The sequence below is a fragment of the Methylomonas sp. LW13 genome, from assembly GCF_016865255.1.
GTDB lineage: Bacteria > Pseudomonadota > Gammaproteobacteria > Methylococcales > Methylomonadaceae > Methylomonas.
Map to the genome: position 1 here is coordinate 2,614,098 of NZ_CP033381.1, position 20,568 is coordinate 2,634,665.

18 protein-coding genes are annotated in these 20,568 nt (G+C 49.1%); 13 read left to right on the forward strand and 5 right to left on the reverse strand.

Features of this window, described 5'->3' with window-relative positions; translation table 11 throughout:
• The first annotated feature begins 261 nt into the window (after nucleotides 1–261).
• Nucleotides 262–636, forward strand: a complete 375-nt coding sequence (locus JL719_RS11755; protein ID WP_225893101.1) for a hypothetical protein — start codon at nucleotides 262–264, stop codon at nucleotides 634–636.
• Nucleotides 637–747: 111 nt separating this feature from the next.
• Here the strand turns inward: JL719_RS11755 and acnB are convergent, their stop codons facing one another.
• From acnB to JL719_RS11770, 3 genes are read right to left on the reverse strand one after another with little or no spacing between them, the layout of a single operon-like run.
• Nucleotides 748–3,306, reverse strand: a complete 2,559-nt coding sequence (gene acnB, locus JL719_RS11760) for a bifunctional aconitate hydratase 2/2-methylisocitrate dehydratase (RefSeq protein ID WP_033156227.1) — start codon at nucleotides 3,304–3,306, stop codon at nucleotides 748–750.
• A gap of 18 nt (nucleotides 3,307–3,324) precedes the next feature.
• Complete coding sequence (locus tag JL719_RS11765; RefSeq protein WP_033156226.1) at nucleotides 3,325–3,939, reverse strand: Uma2 family endonuclease; 615 nt, start codon at nucleotides 3,937–3,939, stop codon at nucleotides 3,325–3,327.
• A gap of 22 nt (nucleotides 3,940–3,961) precedes the next feature.
• Nucleotides 3,962–4,972 carry an isocitrate/isopropylmalate dehydrogenase family protein gene (locus JL719_RS11770; RefSeq protein ID WP_033156225.1) on the reverse strand — a complete coding sequence of 337 codons (1,011 nt, stop codon included), beginning with the start codon at nucleotides 4,970–4,972 and terminating at the stop codon, nucleotides 3,962–3,964.
• A gap of 323 nt (nucleotides 4,973–5,295) precedes the next feature.
• On the opposite strand from JL719_RS11770, the gene JL719_RS11775 reads away from it, so the two are divergent.
• From JL719_RS11775 to JL719_RS24070, 5 genes are all read left to right on the forward strand, one after another.
• Nucleotides 5,296–6,210 carry an ABC transporter ATP-binding protein gene (locus tag JL719_RS11775; RefSeq protein ID WP_033156224.1) on the forward strand — a complete coding sequence of 305 codons (915 nt, stop codon included), beginning with the start codon at nucleotides 5,296–5,298 and terminating at the stop codon, nucleotides 6,208–6,210.
• Nucleotides 6,207–7,502 (forward strand): ABC transporter permease, encoded by a 1,296-nt coding sequence (locus tag JL719_RS11780; RefSeq protein WP_033156223.1) that lies wholly within the window; start codon nucleotides 6,207–6,209, stop codon nucleotides 7,500–7,502. Before JL719_RS11775 ends, JL719_RS11780 begins: the two co-directional genes overlap by 4 nt.
• Nucleotides 7,503–7,643: 141 nt before the next feature.
• Nucleotides 7,644–7,850: a hypothetical protein gene (locus JL719_RS24060; RefSeq protein ID WP_225892839.1), complete on the forward strand. Its 207-nt coding sequence runs from the start codon at nucleotides 7,644–7,646 to the stop codon at nucleotides 7,848–7,850.
• Between the two features lie 32 nt (nucleotides 7,851–7,882).
• Nucleotides 7,883–8,545, forward strand: coding sequence for a hypothetical protein (locus JL719_RS24065; RefSeq protein ID WP_225892841.1), 663 nt, complete (start codon nucleotides 7,883–7,885; stop codon nucleotides 8,543–8,545).
• On the forward strand, nucleotides 8,546–9,505 hold the full coding sequence (locus JL719_RS24070; RefSeq protein WP_225892843.1) for a hybrid sensor histidine kinase/response regulator: 960 nt from the start codon (nucleotides 8,546–8,548) through the stop codon (nucleotides 9,503–9,505).
• Nucleotides 9,506–9,635: 130 nt separating this feature from the next.
• On the opposite strand, the gene JL719_RS11790 is transcribed toward JL719_RS24070, so the two are convergent.
• On the reverse strand, nucleotides 9,636–10,310 hold the full coding sequence (locus JL719_RS11790; protein ID WP_033156222.1) for a response regulator: 675 nt from the start codon (nucleotides 10,308–10,310) through the stop codon (nucleotides 9,636–9,638).
• Nucleotides 10,311–10,457: 147 nt separating this feature from the next.
• Between JL719_RS11790 and JL719_RS11795 the strand changes: the two genes are divergently transcribed.
• From JL719_RS11795 to JL719_RS11810, 4 genes are all read left to right on the forward strand, one after another.
• Nucleotides 10,458–11,744 carry a hypothetical protein gene (locus JL719_RS11795; RefSeq protein ID WP_033156221.1) on the forward strand — a complete coding sequence of 429 codons (1,287 nt, stop codon included), beginning with the start codon at nucleotides 10,458–10,460 and terminating at the stop codon, nucleotides 11,742–11,744.
• Between the two features lie 366 nt (nucleotides 11,745–12,110).
• Nucleotides 12,111–12,995: a hypothetical protein gene (locus JL719_RS11800; RefSeq protein WP_033156220.1), complete on the forward strand. Its 885-nt coding sequence runs from the start codon at nucleotides 12,111–12,113 to the stop codon at nucleotides 12,993–12,995.
• A gap of 2 nt (nucleotides 12,996–12,997) precedes the next feature.
• Nucleotides 12,998–14,443 (forward strand): alkaline phosphatase D family protein, encoded by a 1,446-nt coding sequence (locus JL719_RS11805; RefSeq protein ID WP_033156219.1) that lies wholly within the window; start codon nucleotides 12,998–13,000, stop codon nucleotides 14,441–14,443.
• Between the two features lie 52 nt (nucleotides 14,444–14,495).
• Nucleotides 14,496–15,248, forward strand: coding sequence for a hypothetical protein (locus tag JL719_RS11810; RefSeq protein WP_033156218.1), 753 nt, complete (start codon nucleotides 14,496–14,498; stop codon nucleotides 15,246–15,248).
• Nucleotides 15,249–15,298: 50 nt separating this feature from the next.
• Here the strand turns inward: JL719_RS11810 and ftsH are convergent, their stop codons facing one another.
• The gene (gene ftsH, locus JL719_RS11815) at nucleotides 15,299–17,230 is read right to left on the reverse strand and encodes an ATP-dependent zinc metalloprotease FtsH (protein ID WP_033156217.1); all 1,932 of its coding nucleotides are present in this window, start codon (nucleotides 17,228–17,230) and stop codon (nucleotides 15,299–15,301) included.
• A gap of 464 nt (nucleotides 17,231–17,694) precedes the next feature.
• On the opposite strand from ftsH, the gene JL719_RS11820 reads away from it, so the two are divergent.
• The 3 genes from JL719_RS11820 (at nucleotide 17,695) to JL719_RS11830 (ending at nucleotide 20,554) form a co-directional block, all read left to right on the forward strand.
• The gene (locus JL719_RS11820; RefSeq protein WP_033156216.1) at nucleotides 17,695–18,396 is read left to right on the forward strand and encodes a hypothetical protein; all 702 of its coding nucleotides are present in this window, start codon (nucleotides 17,695–17,697) and stop codon (nucleotides 18,394–18,396) included.
• Nucleotides 18,397–18,542: 146 nt separating this feature from the next.
• Nucleotides 18,543–19,889 carry a hypothetical protein gene (locus tag JL719_RS11825; protein WP_033156215.1) on the forward strand — a complete coding sequence of 449 codons (1,347 nt, stop codon included), beginning with the start codon at nucleotides 18,543–18,545 and terminating at the stop codon, nucleotides 19,887–19,889.
• Nucleotides 19,886–20,554 (forward strand): hypothetical protein, encoded by a 669-nt coding sequence (locus JL719_RS11830; RefSeq protein ID WP_033156214.1) that lies wholly within the window; start codon nucleotides 19,886–19,888, stop codon nucleotides 20,552–20,554. The genes JL719_RS11825 and JL719_RS11830 overlap by 4 nt, the downstream gene beginning before the upstream one ends.
• Nucleotides 20,555–20,568: the final 14 nt, after the last annotated feature.

The window sequence follows — 20,568 nt, forward strand, 5'->3', positions numbered from 1 at the left end:
CAGTTTGAGCCCGCATCAGAAGCTCAGGAAATTTCGAGCCAGGTAAGCCGCTTATATCGATTGCTCAAATCCGTCGAGCTTATGGCAGACTGTGTAAAACTTAAAAAAGCCATTGTTACTACCATGCCTATTTTCATCGTCTGCTGTCTAATCTTAACTCCCCTAACCTTAACCCAAAATGCATTTTTACCCTTACTGAATATAGAGGCCGTATGGGGTGCGGGAGCGTGCCTTGCGGTGCTTTTTCTATTGAGTGGTTGTTTGAAATTAGTACCCAGCAAAATATGGCACGATGGTTTTGCCTCCACAGGCTTATGGACTTGGTACGGTTACTGGAGCCCGCAATTCAGCGACGGCTCACCGCAATTCAGCGTGTTTCCAGTTTATTTTGCTTTGCTTAGCAGTTGGATGCTACTGGCTTTAATCAACAAAAGTCCGCAGTTTGATTGGGAATCCCAAGAATCCTTGCGCTATATGCAAAAATATTTGGCCCGCTTCGATTCCTGCGCCGTTGCGGTATTGGTGCTGATTTGTCTGGCACTACCTGAGCACTATCTATCCTACCCGCTTGCAATGACCTTTTTCATCGTCCGTAGTGCTTTTCAGCGCTGCCTGGAGATTATTGATAGCCTGTAATTTTTTTTGCAAGTGGAAGACGTAAATATTTTCCCACTGGGTGCGACGCGGTAGCCCAGCTAAAACCGGGTTACCGCGCCTGCTACGGCACGATGCCTAAAATCCGCCGGGCTAAGCGACTTCCTTGGCCTTATCCTGATAACTATCAATTTGATCGAAGTTAAGATAACGATAGGTATCCGCGCTGGTTTGTTCGATGCTGGCGGCATATTGCATATACTCAGCAACCGTCGGAATCTTGCCCAATAGCGAGCACACCGCTGCCAATTCCGCTGAGGACAAATAGACGTTCGCACCATTGCCCAAACGGTTGGGGAAGTTGCGGGTCGATGTCGATACCACGGTCGAACCTTCCGCCACTCGCGCCTGGTTGCCCATGCACAAGGAGCAGCCGGGCATTTCGGTGCGTGCTCCGACCTTGCCGAAGGTGCCGTAATAGCCTTCTTCCACCAACTGGTTTTGATCCATTTTGGTCGGCGGTGCTACCCACAAACGTGTCGGCAAGGCCCCGGCTTTTTCCAGCAACTTGCCGGCGGCGCGGAAGTGGCCGATGTTGGTCATGCAGGAACCGATGAACACCTCGTCGATCTTGGTGCCCGCCACTTCCGACAAAGGCTTGATGTCATCCGGGTCGTTTGGGCAAGCTAACAATGGCTCGGTGATTTCATTTAGGTCAATTTCAATGATTTCCGCATATTCCGCGTCTTTATCCGCTTCCATCAATACCGGATTGGCTAACCAATCGTGCATCGCTTTGATGCGGCGCTGAATGGTTCTGGCATCGCCGTAACCTTCGGCGATCATCCATTTCAGCAAGGTGATGTTGGAATTCAAATACTCGCGAATCGGCGCTTCGTTGAGCTTGATCGTGCAGCCGCCTGCGGATCGCTCGGCCGAGGCGTCGGATAATTCGAACGCTTGCTCGACTTTCAAATCCGGCAAACCTTCGATTTCCAAAATCCGGCCGGAAAACACGTTCTTCTTACCTTGCTTGGCGACGGTCAATGAGCCGCTTTTCAATGCCGCATAAGGAATAGCGTTGACTAAATCGCGCAACGTAATGCCAGGTTGCATCTGGCCCTTGAAGCGCACCAATACCGATTCCGGCATATCCAAGGGCATAACGCCGGTCGCCGCAGCGAAGGCCACCAGGCCGGAACCGGCCGGGAAGGAAATACCGATGGGAAAACGGGTGTGCGAGTCTCCGCCGGTGCCGACGGTATCCGGCAACAACATGCGGTTCAACCAAGAGTGAATCACGCCGTCGCCGGGACGTAGAGATACCCCACCGCGGGTCATGATGAAGTCCGGCAATGTATGCTGCATCTGCACGTCCACCGGTTTCGGATAAGCGGCAGTGTGGCAGAACGATTGCATCACCAAGTCGGCTGAGAAGCCCAGGCAAGCCAAGTCTTTCAACTCGTCTCTGGTCATCGGGCCGGTAGTGTCTTGCGAACCGACCGTGGTCATTTTAGGCTCGCAATAACTACCCGGCCGCACGCCGGCCACGCCGCAAGCCTTGCCGACGATTTTTTGCGCCAGGGTAAAACCTTTGCCGGTGTCGGCGGCTTCGCACAAGCGGCGAAATACCGTGGAGGCAGGCAAGCCCAAGAATTGCCGGGCACGGTCGGTCAAGCCGCGACCAATGATCAACGGAATCCGGCCACCGGCGCGGACTTCGTCGAAGATCACTTCGGTTTTCAAAGCAAACTCGCAGACGACTTCGTCCGTATCATGCCGTTTGACGATACCTTGATAAGGATAAATATCGATCACGTCGCCCATCGCCATGCCAGTGACGTCGCATTCGATCGGCAGTGCGCCGGAATCTTCCATGGTATTGAAGAAAATCGGCGCGATCTTACCGCCGATACAAACACCGCCGCCGCGCTTGTTGGGGATATACGGAATATCGTCGCCCATGAACCACAACACCGAGTTGGTAGCGGATTTGCGCGACGAGCCGGTGCCGACCACGTCGCCGACATAGGCCACCGGGAAGCCCTTGGCTTTCAGTTCGGTGATTTGTTGCTCTGCATTGGTGATGCCGTCGCGCGGCATCTTCAGCATCGCCTTGGCGTGCAATGGAATATCCGGTCTGGACCAGGCATCCGGTGCCGGTGACAAATCGTCGGTATTGGTTTCACCGGTGACTTTGAACACTGTCACGGTGAGTTTTTCCGGCACTTCCGGCTTGGCGGTAAACCATTCGGCATCAGCCCAGGATTGCAGTACCTGTTTGGCGTAAGCGTTGCCGGCTTCGGCTTTTTCCTGCACATCGTGGAAGGCGTCGAAGATCAGCAAGATTTGCGACAGCGCTTTCGCGGCAATCGGCGCCAACGTGGCGTTGTCCAGCAATTCGATCAACGGTGCGACGTTGTAACCACCCAGCATCGTGCCGAGCAATTCGGTGGCTTTTTCAGCTGTTAATAGTGGCGATGTCGCCTCACCTTTAGCAATGGCGGTCAAAAAACCGGCTTTGACATACGCCGCTTCGTCGACGCCGGCTGGTATGCGGTTTTCCAACAAATCCAGCAGAAACGCTTCTTCGCCGGCAGGCAGCTGTTTCAATAATTCAACCAGCGCGGCGACTTGTTCGGCGTCCAGTGGTTTGGGAACGATGCCTTCGGCAGCGCGTTCGGCGACATGTTTTCGGTATTGTTCTAGCATGATGATTTCCGGTAAAAATTATTGGACTTGGGACGCTTGGTCTGCGGCGGCCTGTTCGGCGATAAAAGTACGCATGTCGTCGTTATCAACCCGCTGATAAATCTCGGCAACATCCAGCGTTAAATCCACTGACTCGAAGCGGGCTTGATCACCGAGAAAGTAATGATTGGAGACCCAGCCTTCGCTACGCCGGCAGACCTCGAAATCGACGATGTCCTGCTCGATCAGCACATATTCCAGCAAGCTGGGAATGGTTTGGTACAAGCGGCGCTTGATGGTTTCGTCGCGGCGGCGAGTGGATTTGGACAGCACTTCGACGATCAAGACTGGCGCTTCGGCATAATAGTCGTGGGTCGAGGTATCTTCGCAAACCACCATCGCATCGGGGTAGAACAGATACTGGCCGATCTTAACTTTGACATCGGAACTGAAGGGTTCACAAGGCTTGCCTTGTAAATGATTACCCAACAGTCGAGCCAAACTCATCTTGATGCGCTCATGATTCTTGCTGGCACTCGACATGGCCACCAGCTCGCCGGCGTCATACTCATGCTTTATGTCGCTGAGCAATTCCGCTGCCAGATAATCCTCAACAGACATCCAAGGCTTATCGAATTTAGGTTGCGCACTCATAACCGCCTCCGCCGCTGGTTAATCACTCCATCGCATCGACGATGGCTTGACCCATTTCCTGGGTGCCGTATTTGGTGTCCGGGTTCAAATCCGGGGTGACATAGACACCGCCGTTCACGACTTTTTCAATCGCGTTCAGCATTCGGGTAGCCGCGTCGTGTTCGCCCAAATGGTTCAGCATCATCACGCCACCCATCATCACCGCTGTAGGGTTGGCAATATTTTTGCCGACTATGTCCGGCGCACTGCCATGTACCGCTTCGAACAGCGCGGCGTCCGCACCTATGTTCGCACCAGGGATCAAGCCCAAGCCGCCTACCAAACCCGCAGTCAAATCCGACAAAATGTCACCAAACATATTGGTGGTAACAACCACGTCAAACTGTTCCGGCTTCATCACCATATGCATGCAAGCGGCATCGACGATTTTTTCGTCGAATTCGATGCCCGGATATTTGGCCGCCACTTCCCGTGCCGCTCTGAGGAACAAGCCCTGGGTGTATTTCAAAATATTGGCTTTGTGGCAGACCGTCACTTTCTTACGATTGTTATCGATAGCATACTTAAAGGCGTATTCCACGATACGTTCGGAACCGGCCTTGGTGACCACGGCCAAGCTTTCGGCAATGTCTTTAGCCGGGGTTAGATAATGTTCCAAACCGACATAGAGGCCTTCGGTGTTCTCACGCACGATGACAATATCGACGTCGTCGTAACGGGTTTTTACGCCTTTCCAGCTTTTCGCCGGCCGTACGTTGGCGTAGAGATCGTATTGTTTACGCAGTTCCACGTTGATGCTTCTAAACCCCTCGCCCACCATCGTGGTCAATGGTCCTTTAAACGCCACCCGAGTCTGGGCGATAGATTCCATCGTCGCATCCGGCAGCGGCGTGCCGGTTCTTTCATAAGCCGACATGCCGGCGTCCGCCTCATGCCAATGAATTTTCGCACCCGAAGCGTTGATCACCGCCACGGCGGCGTCCATGATCGAAGGGCCAATACCATCACCTTTAATCAACGTGACGTTATGCATTCATTTCTCCTACTTGATGTTTAAAAATAACCAGTCTTTGCGTGCACTCATCTGTATCGCGATTGAGTCGTTACTCATTCGCCTGATAAAGCACCGTTATTGCGAGTAATAATACACAGTTTCGCGCCCCGCCGCATGGTCAAGCGGGATTGGTGTAGGCCTTAATTTCGGGCGTACTCGGAGTTTATCAGCCAAACTCACCCCAGAAATGCAGCAAAATTCATACCCAAGCAGCCTAAGCCGATAATCGGCGTCCGGCAAACGAAAAAGCGGTATCATCGAACCCGCATCATTTTTTACCCAAGCCTTCATCAAAACTAAACATGGTCTCCGTCGATAAGCTGATTTTCGAATACCCTGGCCTGCGCGCATTGGACAATGTGTCGTTCGACATCGCTGCCGGCAGCATCACCGCGCTGGTCGGCCCCAACGGCGCCGGCAAAACCACGCTGCTGCGCTGCATGGCGGCGCTGGATCAACCGGTCAGCGGTGCGATCAACATCGCCGGCATCGACGTATTGGAACAACCGCGCGAGTGCCATCGCATCATCGGCTACTTATCGGATTTTTTTGGGCTTTATCAACGCTTGACGGTGCGGCAATGCCTGCATTTCGTGGCCCGCGCCCAGGGCATTTTTGCAACTGATTGCCCCGCCGCCATCGAAGCTGTCAGCCGGCGTTTACATATTCAAGATAGATTGGAAAACAGCCCAGCCGAGCTATCGCGCGGCCTACGTCAACGGGTAGCCATCGCCCAAGCCATCATCCACAAACCGCCGGTGGTGTTGCTGGACGAACCGGCATCCGGCTTGGACCCGGAAGCTCGCCATGAACTGGCCGAGCTATTTTTAGACCTGCAAGCCCAAGGCATGACACTGCTGGTGTCCTCGCATATCCTCGCCGAACTGGAAGCCTATTGCACCGATATGCTGGTGCTGCGTCACGGCAAAATCGTCGAACAAGTTGCGGTGAAAGCGCCGTCCTTGCTAAAACCCTTTAAATTACTGCTGGCACATCCAGTAGAAAACCTGCTGCAACGCCTGCAATCGCTACCCGATGTTAAGGTGTTGAACAGCGACGATAAACAACAAGCCGTATTGCAGCTGAACGGCGACGCGGCTCAACAACACCAAGTATTGAAAGCCCTCATCGCTTTGGATTTACCGGTCTGCGAATTCGCCCCGGTCGCCAGCAATCTGCAAGACGCTTACCTACAAACTATCCGCCACAGCTCATGAATCTGAATCCCGAATTTGAACGCCAGCTGATTTTGGAATGCTCGCCAGCTCGGATGGTAGGTGCGCCAATCGTGCTGGGCACGGTGTTTACCTTAAGCTATTTTTTGGACGACTACCGGCTGGGCAACATAACGGCGCAAGCCGCGCTGACGCTATTCATGCTGATCACGCTGCTATGGGGCACCCGGCAAAGCCTGGACAGCATCGTCGAAGAATACCGCGACCGGACCTGGGATACGCAACGCCTGTCAGCTCTCGGGCCGTGGGAAATGACCTGGGGTAAACTGCTGGGCAGCACCAGTATGGTTTGGTACTGCGCTGGTATCTGCTTGCTAGTCCATGCGCTGGCGACCGACAATCCGGCCGCCCTACCCTTGCTGTTTTTTTACGCCATCGGCACCGCGTTACTGGTACAAAGCGCCGGTCTTTTACTCGGTTTGCTGGCAGTGCAACGCGGCCAGCTAAAAACCGGTTCGATACTCATTTTGGTATTGGTGGGCTTCCTCGTTTTCATGCCGTCTTTGACTGATTTAACCGAAACGGCAAATTATTTGCCCGGTCATTTTCAAAGCAACACCTGGTATAACCTGACCGTTAACCCACAGACTTTGCACCAAATAAGCCTGCTTTTCGCCTTATTCTGGTGCGTCATGGGCAATTATCGCTTGCTGGCGCAAGACTTGAGTTTGCGAAATTTACCCTGGGCCTGGCTGGGTTTTACGCTGTTTTTGATTGTCTATTTGGGCGGCTTTATTCCCAATACCCACTATTCCTTTTCCCTGGCTGCTTTAGCCGTTTGCAGCGCTTTAACTTACATTGGCGTCATCGTCGAACGGCACGAGCCGATGCGCATCAAACGTTTACTGGATTATTGGCAACAAGGCAACTGGCGCCGAGTGGGTGAGGAACTACCCTTGAGCGCATTGAGTTTTGCGCTAAGCCTGCCGTTTGCGATATTTCTGAGCTTCCAAGAGCAACGCTTTGCCTGGCTGGACATCTCCCTGCATGCCTACCCACTGGCTGTCGCACTATTAGTACTACGCGATTGCGCCGTTTACCTGTTTTTTTGCTACGGCAAAAATCCGCAACGCGCGTTTAGCCTGAGTTTACTGTCCGCAGCGCTGCTGTACGGCATTCTCCCCGGCCTGTTCGGCGCAGTCGGCATGACCAGCGTTTCAGCGTTATTCTTTCCACTATGGGCGGATTCCGCATTCTCGGCGTTAGCTTTTGCCGCGCTGCAATGTGCGCTGATTTTACGCCTACTTTATCAACGCTGGCGGCAAAGTGTTTAAGGCCAATAGAATTTGTTGGTGCGTTAGCTAACTTTTCTTGCTTAGGCCTACCGGAATAGAGAAAATAAAGCCCAGCTACAAAAACAACAATAACTTGGCTATCGGAAAAACTGATGCGCTCTTTGCGCCGCATCGAGTACGATGGTTGCGACCAAGACCGGCGGCATGCGCGTACCAAATCCATTCATCGAACATCTTGCCGGCAAGGCTTTTTTTCGCGCCCCCACCCACCGTCCGCTCGGACTTTTTCTCGATACCAAACTATCGCTCAGCCTCACCAAACTGTTTGCCATCCCGCAGTTCAATGAAGATAGCGAACGGCAGTTTTGGGAAGAGAACGTTACCTAGTATTACTAAGCCCCCTCAAATGGGCGTTAGGCTTGGGAGCCGTCGCATTCCTGGTCTATATCCTGCTGGATCTGCATACAGGTAATACCTCAACCGCAGAAGCCATCTTAAGACTTCCCATAGTCCTGGTACTTTTGGGCTTATTCAGATACCTAAATGTCTGCGTAGAAGCAGCGGCAAAAATCAACACCATCGCCAAACTCAGCGCCGGACTGTCCGCAGCCAATTTAATCGCCATCTTGCTGTACGACGGTAATCCCCGCTACTACGCTGAAACCTGGCCGGCCCTATTGCCCATGTATTTTTTCAGTTACGGGCAAATGTTCATGTCGTTGCGGGCGACAATGAGTTTTGGCTGGAGTACTGCGCTGACCATGCCGCTGGCCGGCTATTGGCTTGGGCTGACTATGATTGACTTGATCCCGTCTATTCTGAACCTTTGCATCGTCAATATCTTCGGCGTCTGCACTCGTTGTCAATTGGAAGCTTACGCCCGCAAATCCTTCCGCGAAAAACGCAAAGCCCAGGTCAATGCGGAAGACAAAACCCGCTTTTTACAGCAAATGGGCCACAATCTGCGCCAACCACTTCAAGCGTTGGCCTGCTACGCCGCCGTATTGGACGCCGCGCAAACAAAGCCGGCCGGTAATAACGCGGCATTTATGCTCAACCGCATGGGCCTGGTGATAGACTAATTGAACGCCGCCTTTAACCATGTATTGGACATCGCCAACCTGGAAACCGGCCGGCAAATTCCGCAACCGGCCAATATCGATCTCAATACGCTGCTGACCAGCCTGGAAAATCAATATGCCCCGCAAGCCGCCAAGCGCGGCATCCGGCTTAAAGTAGTTTTACGCCGCCAGGAGCCTTACAACCTATGCAGCGACAGCAACATCCTGCGGCAAATTCTCGGCAATTTGCTGGATAACGCCATCAAATATACCGAGAGTGGCTGGATATTGGTCTCTGCTGTAAAAACCGGTAAGCACCGTCTGACGCTACATATCTGTGACAGCGGCCCCGGGATCGCCGAGGAAATGCGCGAAGAGGTATTCAAGGAATTTGTTCGTAACCAGCGTCGCCAGAACGACAACATAGTACCGGGCTTGGGCATAGGCTTGGCTTACGTGGCCGCAGCCGTTAAATGTTTACCCGAACACAGTCTGAGCTTGGTATGCGGTTCGCGTTTTGGCTGCGACTTTAAAATCCAACTACCGGTTGCCGAGCCGATGCTGGCTATATACATCGGATTAGATCAAAACGGCGACTTCTCCGGCTACTTTGTGATGGTGGTGGACGACGACGCCGAGGTATTGCAAGCCATCGCCAAGCAACTCAGAGCTTGGGGCTGCCTGGTACAGGAAGCAGCATCGCTCACGGAAACCGCAGCACTACTAGCCGAAAACGATAGAGATCCGGATTTATTGATCACCGACTTTTACCTGGGCAACCGCGAAACCGCCCACGACATTATCGCCGCAGTCCACAGCGCTTGTGGGCCGGTACCGGCCATGATCCTCTCCGCCCGCGCCATCTCGGACCACGAAAAAGCCCTGTTGCCGGCACACACCGCCATTCTGCGCAAACCTGCCGGCGCCAAAGCCCTGAGGGAAACCATGGTTAAAACGTTGCAGATAACCAAATCCGTGTGAAGGATAGTCAACAAAGAAAATCCGTTTATTAACCATTGGCGTTAAGTTAAGCTTTGGCGCTATTAATTCCCCTCTTAGAAAAAGAGGGGCTAGGGGAGATTCTATATAAATCCCCTCAACTTCAAAGCCGTCAATTCCCCACCCCCGGCTTCCCAAACACAATCCCCCGCTCAAAAATCTTCACCAACAACTCGGTACGTTTAGCGACACCGAATTTTTGGTAAATCGGCCGCAGATGATTGCGCACCGTTTGTTCTTCTATACCCAACTGCCGAGCAATCTGCTTATTGCCTATCCCCTGTGCTAACCAAGTCAGCACTTCGAACTCGCGCGCTGTCAGGCCTAAACTGGCCGAATCGGATACCTTAGGTATTTCTGTAACATGGCCGGCATATGAATCGACAGTTCGTTGCGGGCCCACCGCGGATGCCGGCAAATAAACCTTCCCGGCCAACACGTCCCGCAACGCATCGACAAACGCCTGCCGAGATACAGTTTTGACGATAAATCCCATAGCTCCCGCCCTTAGCGCCTTAAATACCAACTCCCTATCGTCCAGCCCGGAAAACATCACCACGCACAAATCCGGAAATGCCGCCTTCAATTCCACCAGCCCCGCCAACCCATCCTTGCCGGGCAACTGCACATCCAACATAACCAGATTCAACGGCGTTTGCTGAGCCAAGGTCAACCCCTCGTCGAAGCTCTCCGCTTCAAACACCTGTAATTCCGGAATGATTTGTTTCAACAAACAAGCCACACCCTCGCGGGCGCAGAAATGGTCGTCGATCAGGAGAATATTCATGGATAGAGCCGTCCAAATGTAATTTCATCCGATTGTAAATGTTGGTTAGCTTTAATGTCGCGCAGTACATTTGTACTAGTACAAATACACCGTAGACAATATCTAAAAAAAAACAGATTATTACTGAAAATATCCCAGGCCAATAAAATGAAAATAAAAATATTCCTATTTAGCCTTATATTCATAACAAATGGGTGCGCTTTTATTGATAAACACATATTTGATCCAGCAGCATCTCATGCGAGAGTAGCACCGCTATTTCGCAGTCCGGAATGTAAAAACTATAGTGCGCCAGATGGCAAACATTGGTTAAGCACTTTAAGCGAAGACACGTCAACAAAAAATTTTGGTAGCTTTATTGTTAAAGATGAATGTGAATATCAGACAATTTCTATAAACGACTCAAACAATAAAAATACAAATGCAGATAGATTATATTTTGAGCAATGCGAAAATAAAAATCCTAATGAAAACGCATTGAAATACAAAGAAAATATTATAGAAGATAAAAAAATAATTGAAACATTAAAGAAAGATTTAGAGAAATCAAACAAAATTGCACAAGAGCATGAGAAAGAAGCTTTAAGTGTTGAAAAACAGGCTAAAAAACAGATAAGTCTAGTGCCTATAGCTAACGAAAGTAGGATTTTAGCCAATGAATGGAAAGAAACAGCCGAAAACAAAAAATCCGAACTCGATTTGGCTATTGAAAAGTTAAAAATTAGCGAAGCACAACTCGCAAGCATTAATGCCTATTCATTGGGATGTCTTACTTATTTAATAAGTAGATCAGATGAAATTTGTGAAATACACAAATCACATATATACGGTAATAGAACCGCAATGAATACCATATTTCAAGTCATGGCAACTGGCGCAGGTATTGCTGGTAGTATGTCTGGCGTCGGCGCGGCACAAGCTCTTGCGGGTTCTGCTAGTTTCCTGACCGGCAGTCAGGCCATAATGAATGAAGAGGTTTTTCAAAATGTTGTTACACCAGCAATACTAATGGAAATCAATACTAACCGACAAAATTTTTTGAACGATAAACTAACAAGTTATAAAAACGCATCCCAAGCAATAGGACTCGGAGAAATACGTTTCGACGCAATGAATTATCACAATAAGTGCTCATTTTACGATGGACTCAGTTCACTTTTGGATAAAGCTGGAAAAAATCAGATAAAGCTAGAGACCTCCAATAAAGCAATAGAAAACCTGTTAAACCAGAAGAAGGCATTGGAAAATAAAATTAGCACACTACGCGAAACCTTAGATAACGAAAGAAAGGCATCAAATCGCGATGAGTCAAAAATTAAAGATATTGAAAAAGAACTGAAATATTTAGAAGCAAAACTAAATTCCACAGACGCGGCCATACTACAAATCAGTGTCGCAACTATTCCAGAAGAAAATTCAAAAGATAAGAAATAGCAACATATAAATATTAACTCGTAAGTTAATGATCGCCATGGACTATAATTCAAATTATTTATTCAATCTTATACCAAATAAACATTTCTACGATAATAATCTTAACCCTTAACCTAACTAAATAGGTTTAACGCCACATAAATTCAAATCACTAAATTAACACATATATAGTATAACGATGATGAAAACCCTATAAAACTTAACGGGAATACTTACCCAATAAATTCCGACTCAATAAAAAAATGACACGGGAGTGCTAACATGCTGTCTTTGGCAAGCATCAAAAACCAAATTACAATGAGTTTGAATAATGACGAGCACAATCTTAAATATACAATTAATTGAATTTATTCAATAGAGGTTGTCATGGCAATAAACTTCAACGAAATATACAGTGTAATTGAACTGACAGTGACATTTATTCCATTTCATCAAGGCATCATCGAGTTGTGGAAGCTATTTGGATCCAGAACCAGAAGATATTGGGAAGCATTAAACTATATAGTGTATGGCACAGAAAACGGATTAGACGATAAAGAAGAACTGAAACGCTCTGCATCAGATATTCTTAAAGGATTTGTGGTTGGAATACCGACAACTTTCCCTAAAAGAATTCGTGATCATTATAAGAAATCTGGCAAGCAAGTGCGGCTAATTCAGAGCTTTTTATTACGCTCAGTTGGAGACAGCCCAATTACAGAGGTGTCAGATGCCGATATTCGCAATGTTTCGGATATATCCAAATTAATGGCACCCTTGGGAGTCCAACAGACAGCTACGGCATTAGATGAACTGATTCGTTTGAATATACGCAATCCTAATGATGCACAAAATATATTAGATGCAGTTCTAACCAACTTAGACGACCATAAGGATCAAATCTTAAAAAATACCTTACGGAACTGGATTAATATCTTAAATACTGAAGGACAAGATGTAAGCCCTGCTCTATTTTATGTATGGAGGGTTCAGTTTATCGAATCTTTCCTACCTGGAGTAATCCGAGCCGAACGTGAACTCGCAAATGCGCTGAAGTCGGCTGAATTCCGCTATCACAGGCAACTTCGTTCCTTTTCGGCATTTCTTGCAATTACCGAGGCTTTTGCAATTAATTTTATTTTTATTAAATCAGATTCTCACATCCAAATTATTGGTTTTCTATTCGGATTTGGAGCTCTCACACTTGGGTCTGAAGCAGGTAAAAGTCTACTTCAAACTATAGTAGGAATTGGCGCCAGATTTAGGAGATAAATATGGCAGATCTGAAGTTGTATCCCGGAGCAATTAACGCTGAAGGCAATACATATTCGCTACGATTAAGAGTTGATGGCTGGCCTTCCCACTTACCATGCAAAGCAAGTAATCACCTAGAAATCACTCCAAATAGCAATAATGAAAATATAATTGGTCTTGACCCAATACCTGGTGCATTGGGATTAGATAGCCACATCGCTCTCATCACCGGTCTTAAGCCAAATGAGAAATATGTGATAAAGCCAAAATTTCAAGCTACCAATGATGATGAAACTATACTAATAAGAACCCCGCCAGTCTCTTTAGAGCATCCGGAAGACGAGTTAGTTATCGCTCTATCATCATGCTACTTTCCTTCTGACCAATTTGTTGAATATCCAATCAGGATGGAAAATTTCATAAAAAATAATATCCCTCATCTGAAAATATTTTCTGGTGACCAGATATATGCGGATGTTCCAGCAGCATTCAATTCTATTTCACCAAAAATGTTATACCAAGACCGCTACCAGAAGGCTTTTCAAGCGGACAGACTTGGAGGCCTTCTAAAAAAGGGAGCGAATGTGTTTACATGCGATGATCATGAATATTGGAACGGATATCCCGAATCAATGCCTTATTTAACAAGGAGTTGGAGTGAGAATAAATCAAATTGGGCAAAATGTGGACAAGAAGCGTTTTGGAGAAATCAAGGTGTAATGAATATGATAGGAGATTCTCCGCTTGAATTTGAGCGTTGCTGGGCTTCCTACAAATTAGCAGGTATAGACTTATTTATTTCAGATACCCGCACTGACCGTACGAATAGAGATGCCAACAAACCTCACACATTATCTGCGCCGCAAAAGTCCGCATTAATATCGTGGATTAACACAGTTGAACGAATTGGCTTGTTGGTCATTGGTCAACCATTGATGCAGGGACCAATTAAGCTCGTTAACACACTATTTGATAACGCACTAGAAGACTATAAGCGAGAATATCAAGAGCTACTTAGCAATCTCGTAAATAATATTAACGAGCGGGGCGTAAGCTTTATTATTCTCACAGGGGACATTCACTGGGGACGCTTAGTTTACTGGGTCCCGCCGAAAAATAGTCAAGCCAAGCTGATTGAATTTGTAGCATCCCCGCTAGCAAGAGTAGGTGGAATTAACAGCTTACTAAGCACCGAATATAATGTTGGGGTACCAGAAGATGTCTCATTGAGCTCAAGTGAATTCTATAAATTCACACAAAAACTACCTGGTTTCATGGGCGTAAAAGCATTTTCCACAAACGCCAATAATTTTGGAATATTAAAATTAAAAAAGCCTTATACAGATTTTATAACAGCTGGATTTGAGTTATTGAACCTTGCCTTTCCCGAGCCGGAAACCGCAATTGACAATTGGTGTATATCAAAAAACCAAAATAGATGCAAAATTGAAGATCTACCGGTTTAAAAATCACATAGAAAGAGTTTTATTTTACCAGTTTTTACCAGGATAGCCCCAGATGAAAACAACATTCCAATGCATTGCAACAGCTTTAAATATTAGATCCACGCCACGCGGTAGTATTATTGGTGAACTGAGGCTAGGAGATCTGTTTGAAATAGATGCTCAGAAATCGGATTTAACATGGGTTTCTGGAAACGTTTTGAGCGGGATTAACACGGGAAAATCCGGAGTAGTTAGACGCAAGTGGTTGATACAGTATTTTCAAAACTCTCCTGTCCTTTCCTCAGTTAATAGAGATAAAGCAGCCCAGATAATCGCGGATCGTACTCTTGAGTTCGATACCATTAAATATTCATTAGGGGACAAAGCAAAAACATGGAAAGATTTGCAGCAAAAAGAATATGTTGACTGTTCTGGTTGGATTTACCTTTTATCTAAAGAAATATTAAATGCCTATAGTCTTTCCACTAAGCCTAGTCAATTATTTACTTATTCAGACGAGCAGATTACTAACGTAGGCAAGATCACTAGTCAAATTATTTCAGCAAATTGGTTGACTGAGGATATGTTTAAACCGGGTTGTCTGGTAGGAATCGATTTTGCTGAATATTCATGGGATCGTGATCGCGCGTTGGACATTGATCATATTGTAATTGTTGGTGAAGATGCCAATGAACGGTTCATATCTCAAAGCTCGAGCAGCGGTGGCGGCGTAAATCGTGTTGCGCTTTCAAAATGGCTCGCTAGCAATAATGGATTGATAGCGCTTGGGCGAATGCACTTAGTTGACCTCCTGGCACTACCCTAGCTTGTCTTTACTCCCACCAGCTATTGTGGATTTTCCACAATAGCTGCCTCTTACTTACCGCCGCCAATCAACGCCACCATCTCCTCCCGCTGAATCACCTCTTTCTCCTGCAACAGCTCGGCCAACTTATCCAAATAACCGCGTTTCTCGCTTAATATCTTTTGCGCGCGGCGTTCTGCGTCTTCGATCAAGGCTTTGATTTCAGCATCGACGACTCGGGCAGTTTCCTCGCTGAAGTTGCGTTGCTCGTTGACGTCGCCGGGCAGGAATTGCAGTTGCTGGCGTTGTCCGTAGATTAGCGGCCCGAGTTTTTTACTCATGCCCAGGTAGCAAACCATGTTGCGGGCGATTTCGCTGGCTTTTTCCAGATCGTTTTGGGCACCGGTGGAAATGCTTTGTAGCGCCAATTGTTCAGCCACTCGGCCGCCAAGCAGGATGGCTAATTGGTCTTTCAGTTCGTTTTCGGTGGAAAGATATTTTTCCTCGACCGGCAACTGCAACGTAAAACCCAGCGCTGAGACACCGCGCGGGATGATGGAGATTTTATGTACCGGCTGGCCGGTGGGCACGTTTTCTGCGACGAGCGCGTGACCGGCTTCGTGATAAGCCACTCGGCGCTTTTCGTCCGGGCCGAGAATGCGGTTTTTCTTTTCCGGGCCGGCCATCACTCTATCTATGGCTGCTTCGAAATCTGCCATATTGACGGTGTCGCGGCCGCCGCGCGCAGCCAATATCGCCGCTTCGTTGGCGATGTTGGACAGATCGGCGCCGACGAAACCGGGTGTGCGTTTAGCAACCGTGTTTAAGTCGATATCTTTGTCCAATTGCATGGCTTTGCTGTGCAATTTCAGGATAGCCACCCGGTCGATCAGGTCGGGTTTATCCACCACAATTTGCCTGTCGAAGCGGCCGGCACGCAGCAAAGCTCTATCCAGGATTTCCGGCCTGTTGGTGGCTGCCATCACCACGACGCCGGAGGTGGCGTCGAAGCCGTCCATTTCGGTCAATAACTGGTTCAGGGTTTGCTCGCGTTCGTCGTTGCCACCCAGCATAGCCGGGCCGCCACGGGAACGGCCAATCGCGTCCAGTTCGTCTATAAAGATGATGCAAGGGGATTTTTGCCGGGCTTGTTCGAACAAGTCCCGCACCCGCGCCGCGCCGATACCGACAAACATTTCGATAAACTCGGAGGCGCTGATGTTAAAAAACGGCACCCCGGCTTCACCGGACACCGCGCGGGCCAACAGGGTCTTGCCGGTACCCGGCGAGCCGACCAACAACACGCCTTTGGGCATGCGGCCGCCCAACTTTTGCAGTTTTTCCGGGGATTTTAAAAACTCAATGGTTTCTTTTAATTCCTGCTTCGCGCTTTCCGCGCCGGCCACGTCATCAAAAGTGGTTTTAGAGGTTTCCTGCTGGATCCGGATTTTATTGCCCAAGTTCAAAAAGCCGCGCCCTGCTCCGCCGGTCATTTTCGGCAATAGCCACATCCATATGCCGGCAAAAATCGCCAGCGGAATTACCCAGTTAAACAGCAAATTGCTCAACCAGTTGTCACCGCTTCTGACCACATATTCCACTTTATGCTCTTGCAGATTTTTAACCAGCGACTCGTCCCATAGCGGCACGGTGAAGAAATGCTTGCCGATTTTCTTATCTTCTTCTTTTAATGTGCCGTTGATGAATCGCTGGGTAACCACGGCGTTTTCGACTTTATTGTCGTTAACCAGGGTTAAGAACTGGCTAAAGGGAATTTCCTGGCCCTGGATGCGTTCGCCGCCGGCGAATAGCGACATTACAAAAATCCCCAACAGCACGTATAACCATACCGGTGAACGCTTAGGCTCACTGCCGTCGGGCTGGTCGGTACCCGGTTTAGGTTTGGATAGGCTTTGCCACGTCGATTTGAGCCACGCCCAAAACACGCATAACCATTTAACAAAAGTCTGATAAAGCTCGGTTAGTCTTTGCTGGTCTATCATGACGCACTCCCCTCTTGTAGTTATCGAGGCCATTGCAGGGTCCCTAATCCGCCATTCCAGCCAAAATGGGGAACCTGTTTAGGCCTCTTTGTTCGTTCACTGTACGCCAGTTTTACCGGTTTTTAACGAGTAAGCAAATGTACTGTGCCGGAAACATTTTCTTGAATATACGGAAATCCAGTTTTTAACTATCTCCAGGCGCCTATCTTCGTGCGAACGACGCCATTTGAGGCGCGGGTTAATGATCTAAAGTCGGACGCACTATTTTTTGTCGCTAGGAAAGTGAAAAATGCATCCAAAGCTTGGGTATTTTCGTACATCCTCATACACGCCAGTGTCGGCATAATCGCTTTATCAATTGAGTTGCTGTTTCGTCGCGTTTGCTATCTAATGACCAACGGTCAAAGCAACCGGGCGCACCGCGTCCCGCAACTCATTTTTCCCAACTTAGAAGGAGGGACAAAATGTCAAACCCGCTTAGCACGCTGATCGGCAAACTATTCACAGACCCGATCGAACAAGTCGGCATCGCTCTGCCGTCCGCTACTTTGGTAGCAGTATTCTTTAATTATCGAGAACAGATTCACCCCGCATTGCAGCGTTTGCCTGACCCGTTTGCCGCCAGCACGGCAGGTGCATTGATTTTTCTGCTGCTGACACTGGCGATCTCCCTTATTGTCAAACGCTTGTCGCACGACATACTCAATACCACTTACGATTATTTATATCGGAACCGTAAACGCCTGAAAACGGATAGTTGGTACCGGCGCGCGCAAAATCTGGCTTTAACCACCAACGACCCGTTGTTGAGTCAATATCACGAAGCCTTGGATAGGCTTAGGGACAACGACAACCCCGTGGTGGCCAAGGTGGAGGCGTTGCAATTGCAATCCAAATTAGCGCGCAGCCTGACTTTGATATTGGCCATTTTTACTGTGGTCTTGTTTATTGAGAAGTTGCTATTACTGGGATGGGTATGCGGCGGGGTTTCAGGATTAATGCTTTCCAGTTTTTGCAAGGAACGTTGGGCCGCGTCCGAAATGGTTTATCAAGCGCTTTACGAAACCTATTACCGCCAGGAGCGCCGTCACCCCATATGGACTTCCCCGGTCACTCGTATCAAAAAACCGGCGCAGCAATTACCCGAGACCGAGTCTATAGAATAAAAAATCGTCATTGACACATCAAAAGACGGCAAGAGGCGCATAGAACGAATCCTAGACCGGCGGATAGAGCGGGTATATCATCCGCGCGGCAAGCCTAATTAGAGACCTTAATCGATCAACGAGATCGTTACCCAAAAGGCGGACTTATGCATAAACCGACATATCGACTTAAAACCCTGGGTTACGCCGCGCTGAGCCTGCTCCCGCTCTCCGTTGCCGCGCAAACTGCGGCCGTTAACGGCGAGGAAAAACCCATCGCCCTATCGATTCATTTTTTGATTACGTTGGGCATCTTGGCGTTGGTTGTGCTCGCTTTTTTACTGTATTTGCGGCATCTGCAAAAAACCTTTCTGGAAACCTGCACCCGCGAAAAACAACTGGCGCTGTTTTTTCAAAGTCCGGCCGGCCTGCCGGAGGGCACGATACGCGGTGTGATCGCGATGCTGATCGTCACGGCCTCAATGTTGTTTTTGGCCTTGCCGAACAATCAGTTTCCGGACGTATTGGGCGGCATCCTCGGCACCATCATCGGCTTTTACTTCGGCGCACGCGGCCAGAATCGAGATTCGGAAAGCGCCGCATTGCAGCAAGCCCATGAAGCAACCACGCAACGCGACGCAGCGGTCAGCCAACAACAGCAATCCAAAACCGGCTCCATGCTGGAAACCGTCAGCAGCGGCATCGACATGGCGCGCACGGTGGCCGGTTTGCTGCCCAAGGAAATTGGCGGCAAATACGTCGATCTGGCGAACAAAGTCGAAAAAGGCGTAAATGTCGCCAAGGGCCTGATGGGCGAAGGTAAAATCGAAGATGCGCTGCACGCGGTCACCGACACGCAAACCGCGCTGGACCAGGATGGGCCGTTGACAGACATCCTCGGCAGCGCGGTAAAAACCTTCGGCGCCACGCTGGGGACCTTCATGCCGCCTGCTGCGTTGATCGCCGCCGTGGTGGCCGGCACCGTGAAACTGACTGGTATTTATTATCAAAAATGGAAAGCCCGGATTTTACACATGCCCTTCTCACCGGCGGCCGGTTTGACGCTGGAGCCGGTCGATGACAACACCGGCTTTATGTTGCTGCGACAAAGCCCGTTATTTCGTGCCGCGTTTCAGGCGCAGATGGAAAATCCCAAGTTTATGAAAGACGCGGTCAACGACTTTATCGGCAATGCCGATTCGGCGGCATTATTCGAAAAATATGCCGAACTGGGCGGCTTTACGACGTTGCAGCAATTTGAAGAAGGCCTGGACGAATTCCATCGCACCGCTGCCGACCGGGAATTGAAGTCTTTGATCCTAGCCCGCGACCCGGCGATGTTCGGCAGCACCGGCGGTTACGAATCGGTGTTGCAAGCCGTGGACAAACTGCACCAAAACCCCGATGCATTAAAGGACCTGGATAGCTTGATTGTGGTGACCGAGAAGCTGCAAGCGGAGGACAAACCGGTCTCCGGCATGATTAACAAAATCCTCGAGGGCCAAGCGTCATGAGGCCGAATCTGAAAATAGTCATACCGCTATTAGCAACGGTTTTGTTAGCCTCCGGCTGCGCGACCCGGCAATTGAAAAACTTCAAAGAAGCCGCTGATGAAAATAATTGGCACGAAATAGCGGGGGCGGAAGTCGATTGCAAAGCCGACGACGAGACCTGTAACCAATTGCATCTGCTGAAAGGCGACGCCTGTTACCGGCTAGCTAAACAAAACACCGACAGCATCAAAAATTATCAATGCGCAGCAGAGCAACTCGAACAAGGCATACATTTGACAACGGATTGGGCTGCGGCCGAGGCTATCGTCGGGCAACGCGCCCAGTATTTCGAAAACTGGTGCGAGTCGTTGCGCTCACTGCGTAGCGAACAGACCAGCACAGCCGCTGCTAAGCCTTACAACCAAAAGTTACACGCTTGTGCCCGCGAATTTCTGCAAGCGCCCGGCGACTTAAAACCCGCCGCCACCTTTTTTCTGCATAACGCCGAGTTGGCAGCGATTCGTTTTCAAATCAACGATACCGGCAGTTGCCAAGCGCTGAAACAATTACAACAAAACGAGAACCAAGCTGCCGCGCAGGCTGGCCAAAGCCGCTACGCCGATTATCACCGGCGCTTGTTAAACGACATCGCCGGAATCAAAGCTTCGATTCCCGGCTGCCCATAAGCCTTTAGCGGATA

What these genes read in the sequence shown, in the direction of transcription:
- JL719_RS24060 (WP_225892839.1), top strand. Translation starts at nt 7,644, where the DNA reads ATGGTTGCGACCAAGACCGGCGGCATGCGCGTACCAAATCCATTCATC.
- JL719_RS11790 (WP_033156222.1), bottom strand. Translation starts at nt 10,310, where the DNA reads ATGAATATTCTCCTGATCGACGACCATTTCTGCGCCCGCGAGGGTGTG.
- JL719_RS11825 (WP_033156215.1), top strand. Translation starts at nt 18,543, where the DNA reads ATGCATAAACCGACATATCGACTTAAAACCCTGGGTTACGCCGCGCTG.
- JL719_RS11780 (WP_033156223.1), top strand. Translation starts at nt 6,207, where the DNA reads ATGAATCTGAATCCCGAATTTGAACGCCAGCTGATTTTGGAATGCTCG.
- JL719_RS11830 (WP_033156214.1), top strand. Translation starts at nt 19,886, where the DNA reads ATGAGGCCGAATCTGAAAATAGTCATACCGCTATTAGCAACGGTTTTG.
- JL719_RS11805 (WP_033156219.1), top strand. Translation starts at nt 12,998, where the DNA reads ATGGCAGATCTGAAGTTGTATCCCGGAGCAATTAACGCTGAAGGCAAT.
- JL719_RS11765 (WP_033156226.1), bottom strand. Translation starts at nt 3,939, where the DNA reads ATGAGTGCGCAACCTAAATTCGATAAGCCTTGGATGTCTGTTGAGGAT.
- JL719_RS11770 (WP_033156225.1), bottom strand. Translation starts at nt 4,972, where the DNA reads ATGCATAACGTCACGTTGATTAAAGGTGATGGTATTGGCCCTTCGATC.
- JL719_RS11775 (WP_033156224.1), top strand. Translation starts at nt 5,296, where the DNA reads ATGGTCTCCGTCGATAAGCTGATTTTCGAATACCCTGGCCTGCGCGCA.
- acnB (WP_033156227.1), bottom strand. Translation starts at nt 3,306, where the DNA reads ATGCTAGAACAATACCGAAAACATGTCGCCGAACGCGCTGCCGAAGGC.
- JL719_RS11800 (WP_033156220.1), top strand. Translation starts at nt 12,111, where the DNA reads ATGGCAATAAACTTCAACGAAATATACAGTGTAATTGAACTGACAGTG.
- JL719_RS11820 (WP_033156216.1), top strand. Translation starts at nt 17,695, where the DNA reads ATGTCAAACCCGCTTAGCACGCTGATCGGCAAACTATTCACAGACCCG.
- ftsH (WP_033156217.1), bottom strand. Translation starts at nt 17,230, where the DNA reads ATGATAGACCAGCAAAGACTAACCGAGCTTTATCAGACTTTTGTTAAA.
- JL719_RS11810 (WP_033156218.1), top strand. Translation starts at nt 14,496, where the DNA reads ATGAAAACAACATTCCAATGCATTGCAACAGCTTTAAATATTAGATCC.
- JL719_RS11795 (WP_033156221.1), top strand. Translation starts at nt 10,458, where the DNA reads ATGAAAATAAAAATATTCCTATTTAGCCTTATATTCATAACAAATGGG.